Here is an 8,536-nt window from a genome sequence, read left to right as displayed (position 1 = left end):
AGTTATGTCCCAGCCTCCTTTTATTATTGGCTGTATTAAAGCTCAATGTTTGTAAGCACTCTTTATACGGAGCGGATATTAACAGCAAGTTTAACAAAGGATCATATAAAATCTAATAATTCTGAATTCTGATAATTGCGAAACTAATTAATGTTTTAAACGTCTAATAATTGGGGTAAACACAATAGCAGTCATTCTATAATTTTACAAGTTGAATTTGAATTCTGAAATAGTTTTGTGTAAAAAAAGTATTAAGTTGTAAATGACAAAAATATATATTCCTTATCTTGAAAAGAGCTTGTTTGCTTCCAAAACTTCTAGGAGGTAGAAGAAGATCATGAAGAAAATCCAATGGTCAAAGTTCTCGCTGATTGCCCTTGCGACGGTCTTGCTTTGGCTCAAGACATACATTGTCTATAAAACCAGCTTTGAAATTAAAATAGAAAACTGGAAACAGGAAATTATCTTGTTTCTCAATCCTCTAAGCTTCCTTCTGTTCGTATTTGGGCTCGGTTTATTTTTGAGGGAAAAAAAGCAAAAACGCTATATTATGATTTCCAGCTTTGCCATTTCCGCTATTTTATTCGCTAATGTTGTGTTCTACAGGTTTTTTAACGATTTTTTAACGATTCCTGTGCTTTTTCAAACAAGTAATATGAGCGATCTTGGAAGCAGTGTGAATGAACTTTTAAATGTAAGTGACATCCTGTATTTTACTGACTTTGCATTGCTTGCCCTCATTGTTTCCATGAAACCTGGCCTTGCAGCCTATCGCCCCGCCTCAAAAATGTATCGGAGGGCTTACTTTTTAGCTGCTGCTGCAATTGCATTTTTTAATCTTGCATTAGCAGAGACTGAACGGCCACAGCTTTTGACCCGTACCTTTGACAGAGAGATGCTAGTAAAAAATATCGGGACCTACAACTATCATATCTATGATATCTTTCTTCAGTCAAAATCATCTGCCCAAAGAGCACTTGCAGACGGTAGTGAAATGGCAGATATAAAAAACTACGTAACAGCGAATTATAAAAAGCCGAATGAAGAGATGTTAGGGATTGCAAAAGACAAAAACGTAATCCTTATTTCAATGGAGTCTACCCAGAATTTTGTTATCAATGAAAAAGTAAATGGACAGGAAATAACGCCTTTTCTGAATGATTTTATTAAGGAAAGCTATTATTTTGAAAATTTCTATCATCAGACAGCCCAGGGAAAGACTTCAGATTCTGAGTTCCTGGTGGATAACTCCCTATATCCGCTTAGCCGTGGAGCAGTCTTCTTTACTCACTCCGGAAACGAGTATAACGCAACTCCTAATATTTTAAAAAATATAGGATATTTTACAGCAGCTCTGCATGCAAATAACAAAAGCTTTTGGAACCGGGATATCATGTACCAGTCTTTTGGATATGAACGTTTTTATTCTTTGCCTGATTATCATGTCACCAATGAAAATTCAGTCGGCTGGGGTTTAAAAGACATTGATTTCTTTGAACAATCTGTTCAGCACTTGAAAGAAATGCCAGAGCCTTTTTATGCAAAATTTATAACACTCACGAATCATTTCCCATTTGAACTCGAGGAAGAAGACCAATTCATCCAGCCCTTTAATTCTGCAGATAAAACGGTAAATAATTATTTTCCGACTGTTCGGTATCAGGATGAAGCGCTCAAAAATTTCATCCAGCGATTAAAGGAAGAAGGCCTATATGAAGACTCAATCATTATTCTCTACGGAGATCACTATGGAATTTCCGAAAATCACAATGAAGCAATGGGTCAATTCCTCGGAAAAGAAGTTACACCTTTTGTGAGCACACAGCTGCAGAAAGTTCCGTTAATCATTCATATACCGGGACAGGAAGGAAAGACGATTTCCAAGGTTTCCGGTCAGATTGATCTTAAACCAACTATTCTTCATATGCTGGGCATTGATACGAAAGGGTCCATTGAATTTGGTGCTGATTTATTTGCAAAAGATAAAGTGGACTTTGCCGTATTGCGGGACGGCAGCTTTGTAACTAAAAGGTATGTATATACCCGGGATATCTGCTATGACAAGGAAACGGAACAGCCGATCGACAAAACCGCTTGTGAGCCATATATGTCTAAAGCAAAAAATGAACTCCAATATTCGGATAAGATTATTTATGGAGACTTGCTGCGTTTCTATGAAGATGCAGACCAGGAGTAAATATAAATATAAGTGCCACTGAACAACCTAAAGCCTGCGTTTTCGCTGGCTTTTTTTTCTGCGGAAAGGTCATCTTTTTTCTTTTTAATCATAAGATTGAAATGATGGAAAGGGGGAGAAAGATGAAAGTCATAGTACGGTCCGGAGATTCATTATGGTATTACAGCCAGCTCTTCATGATGCCAATAAATCTTATTATTGATTCAAATCCTAGCGTAAATCCGGCTTCTTTAACGATTGGACAGGAGATAAACATTCCCGGTTTTACCTTACAAAACTATACTGTAAAAAAGGGTGATACCTTTTGGAAATTAAGCTCATCTAGAAATCTGTCCGTAGATGCTCTTCTGCTGATAAATCAAACCCTTAATCCAAATAGCCTGACCATAGGAGCGGTCATAAAACTGCCTAAACGAGTCATTTCACCAATTGTGGAAGGCAGGAGACAATATGATTATCAGGCTTTAACGGCTGACATATCGACATTGGCTGCCATATATCCATTTATTAAGATAAATACAATTGGAAATAGTGTTCTCGGAAAGCCCATTCAGGAAGTCCGCTTTGGAAAAGGAAATAAAAAAGTGCAAATAAATGCTTCCTTCCATGCGAACGAATGGATTACAACACCGATTTTAATGGCATTGCTAAACAATTTCCTTTTATCTTTAACCAATGTAAGGCCAATAAGGGGCTTATCTACAATGCCTTTATATAATACAGTGGATCTTTCCATCGTGCCGATGGTTAACCCGGATGGAGTTAATCTTGTTTTAAACGGTCCCCCTCCTGAAGTAAGGGACCAGGTAATTGAGATAAACAGAGGAAGTACTGATTTTTCCGGCTGGAAGGCGAATATTAGAGGGGTGGATTTAAATAATCAATTCCCTGCCAAATGGGAATTTGAAAAAGAAAGATCAGAACAAGATGCCCCTGCTCCAAGAGACTACCTGGGGGAAGCACCTTTAACAGAGCCGGAAGCAATAGCCATGGCTGACCTGGCAAGGAACAACCAATTTAATAGAATGCTTGCTTTCCATACCCAGGGATCAGAGTTTTATTGGGGATATGAGGGAATGGAGCCTCCGGAGTCAAAAGTGATCGCTGCTGAATTTGAACGTGTCAGCGGCTATAGAGCTGTCCAATTTATTGACAGCTTTGCCGGTTATAAGGATTGGTTTATTCAGGAGTTTCGCAGGCCGGGATTCACAATCGAGCTTGGAAGTGGAATCAATCCTTTGCCTTTATCGCAGTATGATGAAATATACGAAGAGGTTCTTGGTATTTTCCTTGCATCTCTATATATGTAAAAAAATATTTTTTAGGCCGCATGTTTCTGTATTGTTTTTTAATTGGCCAGAGATTAAAATAAACTATCATCATAATTACAGCTAACAGCGACATAAGATTTAGCCGCTTTTCCATTAGGCTCTTTTCGTTTAGCTTGTTGTTTTTGCTTAAGAACTCTGCCCGTTGATTTCAGCACGAGGCACTTAGCGAACCACGGGGCTGCCGGGAGCCTCCTCAACGCTCCCGAGTCTGCGGGGTCTCCCTTGGAATGCTACTCCCGTAGGACGTTGAATAAGCTTCCTCGAATGGACGGCACGAAGAAAATGCGATAGCATTTTCGCGGGATTAGCGCCTTCCGCTCCAATCAACTCAGTGATAAAAATTGGTCCGAAAGCAACAAACTTTGCGACAACAGCGTTCCATTAAAAGCCGGAAAGTCGACTTTCTCCTTTTTAAATATTTTTTTCTATTATAATTGAAACATTTTTACAGTGTTTACGTACTCATATATAGGGAGAAAAGGAGGTGCGGATTTGAAAAACATTCAAATTACATATAGTTATAGGTTTCTTTTTTTATTTCTTTTTCTCCTATATCACTTGATTTTCATAGTAGGCTGTGAAAATACAGAAGTGACGGAGATTCAGCCAAAGTCAAAACAAAATCAAATTTCTGAAGACTCCGTACCTCCGGCTGATAATAAGAAAGATAGCATAGCGCCTATCAAACCTATAGCAGGAGAATTCCAGGGAGCAAACGGCTGGCTTAGCAATGAAACAATTGTTTACACTGTAAATAATGGAACTGCATCAAGTGTTTACGCTTATAACCTATTTACCGGAGAACAAAATCTCCTTTTCGAAAGTTCGGTGCCTATTGCTGCGGTTACGATTAGCCCAAACGGAAAATACGTACTGATTCGGTCGTCTCCGGGCACATATGAAAGTACTTTGACAGTTGTAAAAGGGAATGGAGAAATTCTGATGAATGAGAGTCTTTCATCATTTGATCTTGCTGTGGAGTGGAACCCTTATAATGAAGAGTCTCTTCTAGTTTCCTCGTTTACAGAAGATTGGGATTTTTCTTCCTGGCACATGGATATCAAGGCTGACACCCTAGAAGAAATCAAAATTAGGGAACCATTTGCGAAATGGCTGAAGAACGACCAGATATTATTTCTTGGCTGGGACAGTGAGAGCCCATCTTTATTTGCTCCATTAATAATGCAAACAATCAATGGAGATAATGAAACGAAGGTAATGGAAAACATTTTTCATTTTGATGCTTCCAAAAACAGGGTTATGGCTATTACGGTGCCTTCAGAAAAATCTGAACAAGCTGTTTATACGTTTATGGATAATAATTTCCGTAAATTGTCATCCTATACTGTTCCGCATTTAACAAGATTTTCCGACTGGCTGGTTCCTTATTATGACTGGTCAAAAGATAATCTCATAACCTTCCAGCCTTTATACAGTGCTGAAAGTGATACGTATACCGGAGGTTTTCAGCTTGTTGCTTTTGATAGTAAAACAGGTGTTAAAGAGGTTTTAATGGAAGGAATGGAAAATACGCCACTTAGCTGCTCACCAGATGGTTTAGCTTGCTTGGCTGGTTATTACCTTGAAGAATTAATTATGCTTGATAGTAAGGAGAAAGTTCCGATTTTGGAAAATAAAGAAATTTGAATAGAAGTAAAAAAGGAGTCTGATTATGGCAATCGTAGATGTTACAGTAATTCCAATTGGAACGGAAACGCCAAGCGTCAGCAGTTATGTAGCTGATATACAGCGTGTATTGAAAAAATATGAAGAAAACGGGAAAATTCGTTTTCAATTAACGCCAATGAACACCATCATAGAAGGCGAGCTTTCTGTGTTGTTTGAGGTTATTCAAGCAATGCATGAAGTTCCATTTGAAAAAGGGCTAATGAGGGTAGCGACAAATATCCGTATTGATGATAGGCGGGATGTTGTAAGAAAAATGGAAGAAAAAGTCCACAGAGTCGAAAGCCAATTAGAAAGTTAAAATAAAAGGGCTGCCCGAATAGGGCAGCCCTTTTATTTTAGTGAACCGCTGGGTATCCGCTGTTAATTAATGTCATTACAGCAAACCATCCGAAAACGGCAAGCGTTCCGGCAGCAAAAAACAATCCAAGGAAATTCTTGTTTTTAAGTGCACTGATGGCACCAAAAGCTGCAAGAACTGCGACTAATGCAAAGATAATAGGTAGTCCCATTAAAATAGCCCCCTTTATTTCGTAATCAGCAGGCGATAGCCATGTTAAAAATCCCTTTTCAGGTAATATACCCTGTATGTAAAGCCTAAGTATACATTCGTAATTTATTTTATATTTTTTTTCTCTATTTGTCGAGGTCTAAAAATGACACTTCTATGTCATAGGCTTCAGCAATTCCGTTTATTAAATCCTTTAAGTGCAGCTCAGAAAAATAAATCAGGCCAATATCATCATCCTTTGCGGTGAAAACCAAATGTTCATGGAACTGATATTTAGCCATTTGAATGTCTTCAGCATCGCCTCTCGTTATGAAGAAAGCGCAAAGCATCTCTGGGTATAAATAAAATCCTTTGGCCGATTCTAGCCCAAAGTCATCAAAACTTTCTCCTTTTTCGCCATTCGTTATGTAATACAATAGTGAAGAACCTTCAATTAGATTAGACTCTATCAGCAAGTTTTTTGCCAGCTCCGCGTCACTATCATTTTCAAATAAAAAAATGCTTCTCTGAAAATCAAATAATTCTGTTTCCTTTTTAATGAAATCCATAAATTCGGGAACATCTTCAACAATATAGTTTGCTTCAACTCCATAAAGAAATTTCATCTTAGTCTCCTTCATCCAATATTTAGACATCCCATTTAATTATGCAGCTATTATAGTGTAGAATTAAAAGTAATTCATACATCAATCGGAGGTGTCGGCGATGGAATGGAATCAGATTCCGCTTGGCCCATTGCAAACAAACTGTTATGTACTATCTAATAAAAACAAAGCATGCTTAATTTTTGATCCGGGTGAAGAAAGCGGAAAGCTAAGCAGCTTCATTAAGCAAAAAGGGCTAAAGCCTCTAGCCATTGTTCTTACCCATGCTCATTTTGATCATATTGGGGCAGTAGACGATATAAGAGAAGAATTCACCATCCCTGTATACATACACGAAAAAGAGGCAGATTGGCTGCTCGATCCAGCCTTAAACGGGTCGCATCTTTTCAAAGTTGGCAAGCTTATTAAAGCCAAGCCCGCAGATCATATTATAACGGGAGAGAAAGAATTAAGCATAGGGGAATTTACGTTTGAAATTTTTGAGACACCAGGTCATTCCCCTGGCAGCATTTCCTTCTATTTTAAGGAAGCAGAGCTCGTAGTTGCCGGTGATGCTCTATTCAATGGCAGCATTGGCCGTACAGACCTTCCGGGCGGCAACCATCAGCAGCTGCTGGACAGTATCCATGCCAAACTCCTGACCTTGCCTGAAGAAACGGAAGTATTGCCTGGACATGGGCCCGCTACGACGGTTGGACAGGAAATGGATTCAAATCCGTTTCTGAATGGATTCTAAAAATTGGCTCTGTTAAAGCTTATTGTTATTTTTGAGCACCCTGTTGATTGGAGCGGAAGGCATGAGCTCCTCGAAAATGCATTCGCATTTCCTTCGTGCGGTGTTTATACAAGGAAGCTTACTCAAAGTCCTGCGGGAGTGCNNCCTCGTGATGAAATCAACAGGCAAATTTAACAGAGCCAAAAAAATAGAAAAGCCCTTCTCCAAATGAGAAGGGCTTTTCTGGGGGATGTTTTATTCATATAATGGGAGGGGATATAGTTAAGCTACTACCTTAACAATATAACACAGAAAACACTATGTCAATAGTGAAAATAGATAAATAAAACAATATAATTGGCGGTTATCAACAACGCGTTTTTATGCGAATTCCACTCAGAAAAAAGGAGTTAATATGCTGAATTATTTAAAGAATTATATTAAGAATTCCCCAATAAAAATGATTAGCTATGCAGAGTATATCCAGCAGGCACTTTACCATCCTGAATACGGTTATTATATGAATAGTAAAGCTAAAATCGGTCCTAATGGCGATTTTATAACAACCAGCAATATATCTGATATCTATGGCCGGAAATTAGCCAAGTGGTTTTATAAGGAGGCCTGTAAAAATCATCTCCCTTTTCATGTTTGTGAAATCGGGGGTGGAAATGGGCGCTTTGCCAAGGCATTTATTGATGAGTGGAATTTGCTTGCAGACGGTCAGCTTCAATATTATATTTTGGAAACTAGCCCTTACCATCGCCAGCTGCAGCAGGAGCAAATCTCATTTTCAAATCATATTAGGCAAATAGAAAGCCTGGAAGAAATATCGCCATTTAAAGGCCTGATCTTTTCAAATGAATTATTTGATGCGTTTCCTGTTCATGTTATTGAAAAGAAAAACGAAGGGCTATTTGAAATAATGGTGACAGTTAAAGATGAGCAGCTGGCGGAAATGGCTGTTCCATTAAGCAATGAAGAAATTCTCTCCTTCCTTGAGGATAGCGGATTAAAGCTGAATATTGGACAAAGGATTGAAATTCCTCTGCAAATGGAACATATGATCAAAAGCATAGCTGATTCATTGGAGCACGGAATGGTGTTAACAGTAGATTATGGCTATTCAAATGAAGAGTGGAAGGAGCCTGCTAGAAGAAAGGGGAGCTTGCGGGGATATTATAAGCACTCGCAAATTAATAATATTCTTAAGAATCCCGGTGAAATGGACATTACAAGTCATATCCACTTTGACTCGCTGATCCGAATTGGAGATCAGCATGGTTTGAAATTTATTCAAAAGCTGAGGCAGGATGAATTCTTGCTATCCACAGGTATCTTGCATGAGCTTGAAGACCACTATGACCCTAACCCCTTTTCAGAGGTCAGCAAAAGAAACCGGGCTATCAGGAGTCTGATTATGCCTTCCGGAATGAGTTCGGCATTTCATGTTATCCTTCAGCAAAAAGGAATAGAAGCCAAATAAAAAAG

At 38.6% G+C, this 8,536-nt stretch carries 8 protein-coding genes; 6 read left to right on the top strand and 2 right to left on the bottom strand.

The window, feature by feature from the left end; translation table 11 throughout:
• Positions 1-337 precede the first annotated feature (337 nt).
• The 4 genes from J7I93_RS02720 (at position 338) to J7I93_RS02705 (ending at position 5,515) form a co-directional block, all read left to right on the top strand.
• The gene (locus tag J7I93_RS02720) at positions 338-2,197 is read left to right on the top strand and encodes an LTA synthase family protein (protein WP_214723022.1); all 1,860 of its coding nucleotides are present in this window, start codon (positions 338-340) and stop codon (positions 2,195-2,197) included.
• A 122-nt stretch (positions 2,198-2,319) separates the two neighbouring features.
• On the top strand, positions 2,320-3,507 hold the full coding sequence (locus J7I93_RS02715) for a M14 family metallopeptidase (RefSeq protein ID WP_214723020.1): 1,188 nt from the start codon (positions 2,320-2,322) through the stop codon (positions 3,505-3,507).
• Between the two features lie 513 nt (positions 3,508-4,020).
• On the top strand, positions 4,021-5,175 hold the full coding sequence (locus J7I93_RS02710) for a YqgU-like beta propeller domain-containing protein (RefSeq protein WP_214723018.1): 1,155 nt from the start codon (positions 4,021-4,023) through the stop codon (positions 5,173-5,175).
• A gap of 25 nt (positions 5,176-5,200) precedes the next feature.
• Positions 5,201-5,515 carry an MTH1187 family thiamine-binding protein gene (locus J7I93_RS02705; protein WP_214723016.1) on the top strand — a complete coding sequence of 105 codons (315 nt, stop codon included), beginning with the start codon at positions 5,201-5,203 and terminating at the stop codon, positions 5,513-5,515.
• Positions 5,516-5,552: 37 nt separating this feature from the next.
• Here the strand turns inward: J7I93_RS02705 and J7I93_RS02700 are convergent, their stop codons facing one another.
• Complete coding sequence (locus J7I93_RS02700) at positions 5,553-5,726, bottom strand: DUF2759 domain-containing protein (protein ID WP_214723013.1); 174 nt, start codon at positions 5,724-5,726, stop codon at positions 5,553-5,555.
• A gap of 124 nt (positions 5,727-5,850) precedes the next feature.
• Positions 5,851-6,330: a hypothetical protein gene (locus J7I93_RS02695; protein WP_214723011.1), complete on the bottom strand. Its 480-nt coding sequence runs from the start codon at positions 6,328-6,330 to the stop codon at positions 5,851-5,853.
• 100 nt (positions 6,331-6,430) lie between these two features.
• On the opposite strand from J7I93_RS02695, the gene J7I93_RS02690 reads away from it, so the two are divergent.
• Together J7I93_RS02690 and J7I93_RS02685 are read left to right on the top strand one after the other, a co-directional pair.
• Positions 6,431-7,066: an MBL fold metallo-hydrolase gene (locus J7I93_RS02690; protein ID WP_214723009.1), complete on the top strand. Its 636-nt coding sequence runs from the start codon at positions 6,431-6,433 to the stop codon at positions 7,064-7,066.
• 394 nt (positions 7,067-7,460) lie between these two features.
• A complete protein-coding gene (locus tag J7I93_RS02685) occupies positions 7,461-8,531 on the top strand; it encodes a class I SAM-dependent methyltransferase (RefSeq protein ID WP_214723007.1) in 1,071 nt (356 codons plus the stop codon).
• The last annotated feature ends 5 nt before the right edge of the window (positions 8,532-8,536 follow it).

The sequence above is a fragment of the Bacillus sp. ISL-47 genome, assembly GCF_018613175.1.
Classification (GTDB): domain Bacteria; phylum Bacillota; class Bacilli; order Bacillales; family Cytobacillaceae; genus Cytobacillus.
The sequence above is the reverse complement of the archived record's forward strand: the minus strand, read 5'-3'. Positions and strand labels throughout refer to the sequence as shown.